The sequence below is a fragment of the Protofrankia sp. Cr2 genome, assembly GCF_963555885.1.
GTDB lineage: Bacteria > Actinomycetota > Actinomycetes > Frankiales > Frankiaceae > Protofrankia.
Genome location: NZ_CAUVXG010000049.1, coordinates 2,243 through 4,334, shown reverse-complemented (window position 1 = coordinate 4,334; position 2,092 = coordinate 2,243). Strand labels below are relative to the sequence as shown.

The 2,092-nt window shown below is 70.3% G+C and carries 1 protein-coding gene and 1 pseudogene; both read right to left on the bottom strand.

The window, feature by feature from the left end; translation table 11 throughout:
• The coding region (locus tag U9978_RS18775) for an AAA family ATPase (RefSeq protein WP_322762444.1) at nt 1–1,012 on the bottom strand (1,012 nt) is incomplete at its 3' end.
• Between the two features lie 173 nt (nt 1,013–1,185).
• Nucleotides 1,186–2,092: pseudogene (locus tag U9978_RS18770) on the bottom strand (sialidase family protein); the annotation flags it as partial.

The following is a 2,092-nucleotide window of genomic DNA, read 5'->3' as shown; positions in this document are numbered from 1 at the left end:
ACGGCAATCCCGCCGCGACCAGCCCGAGGTCACACGCATACTGCAGGTCGTCGTCGTACGGGTCGAGCTGGGTCAACGTACCGGCCAGCACCGGCTCCACAACCCGACGCACCCGCGACTCGACGAGCTTGGACGCCAACGAGTCCAGATGCGTGGCGCGCGCCAGAATCAACCGCTCCTTCGCCTGCTCCACATGGTCCACAGTGATCGGCTCGGTGGGCGGGACCGCGAGTTCCTCGACGATCTCGTTGGCCAACGCGTTGACCAGCCACGGCTGCCCCGCGGTCAACTCCACAGCCCGTTCCACCGCCATCGGGGTGAACTCCTGCCCGGTCTCGGCCGTGTGCTGGCCGTACAACTCAGCCACCTCGGCGGCGGTGAAATCCCCCAGCCGCAGCGACTTGAGCTTGATGTTAAAGGGGCTGGCGGTGCCGAGCCGGTTCGGGTCGCCACCACTGGCGGCTTTGTAATCGCGCACATCGCGCAGTCCACACAGCGCCACTGAGGCGGGAAACCCCTCCGGCCGCTCGTTGAACCCGTCCCGAAGCTGGCTGAGTACGCTGACCAGGCTCGCACCATACAGCGCGTCGATCTCGTCGAAAAACAGCACCAACGGCCGCGGGCAGGCATGTGCCCACGCCGCAAGCGCCGCCGCAAGCAAGCCCGTGTCGGACGCCTCCGGCCAGGGGGGTGGGCGCAGCTCCGCGGGCAGGGCGGTCTCGGCGCGGATCCGGATCCTGTCGAGGATGCCATGCACCGCAGCGCCGTAGTCGTCGCCCGCGGCTCGCCCAACCTCACACGAGAAGGCCAGCGCCGCATACTCGCCGCCGGCGGTCAGCTCCTCGGCCAGCGCCCGCAGCGTGGTCGTCTTCCCCGTCTGCCGCGGGGCATGCACCACGAAATAGCCCATCTGGGCGACCAGATCGGGCGCCTCCGGCAGCCGCCCCAACGGGGGGATCATGTAGTGGTACGCGGGCAGGCACGGCCCCGCCGTGTTGAACCGCCGCCTCATGGCTTGCCTACCCTCCACCAGCTCCCGCAATGGTCGTCGCCTGGTCACTCTACGGTGCGCCGCGTGCCGTGTCGGGAATGCCGGGAGTTGTCTCGCCGTGGCCCGAACCGGTGTGCCTGTCGCACTCGGCGGCATCCGTCTCAGCCGACGCCGTCCTACCGGCCGGTGGCGTCTCACCGGGGTTGGTCGAGCACCAGGGTCCATACGGTCGCGCGGGAGTCACCGGACGCATCGGACGTGCCCGCGGCGGTGATGGTCGCACCGGTCACGGATGATGTATAGATCCTGATACTCGGCGTTGCCGCTGGAGGCGTTTGCTGTGGCGGGATGACGTCCTGTCGTTGACAGGTACGCATCTGCTCGTCGCAGAGCCAGATCACCGGCCGGCGCCTGCCGGGGGTGTCGAGGATCGACCCACCGGCCAACAGCCGACCGTTGGATGTGAGGGCCAGGACGGTGACGACCGCGTCTGGCGGTAGGTCGGTCGGCGCATCCTGCCAGCTTCTCCCGTCCGCTGACCGTCGGAAGTGGGCTGACGTACCGGCACCCTCGGGTTCCTGACCCACCGCGAGCAGGGTGCCGCCGGGCAGCGCCACGACCCGGTCGAGGGTCTGGGTGCCCAGACCACCGGCCCCGGTCACTGTTTCCCGCCGCCAGGTCTGGCCGTCGGCGGAGCGCCACACGGCGACATCCCCGTCGTGATCGGTGCCGCGGTCGACGCCGACGGCCAGCAGGCCGCCGGGCACCGCGACGACGTCGCTCATCTGCCCCGGACTGCCACTGAGATCACCGCCGACCGCCTGCCAGGTACGCCCATCCGTGCAGACCCATGCCGTCGGTACGGCCTGGGAGGGTCCTGCGCCTGGGGGTGCGGTCCAGCCGACTGCCACGAGCCGGCCGCCGACGCTTGCGACGCCGGTCATCACGCCCGGTCCGGAACCGGCCGGGGACGTCACCACTGCGGGGGTCCACGCCGAAGCACCATCGGTTGACCAGGCCGCCGGGCCTCGGTCAAACCCGTTGCCAGACCCGCCGTTGGGATTGCCCGGCCCACTGCCGACGGCTACCCGGCCGCCGCGC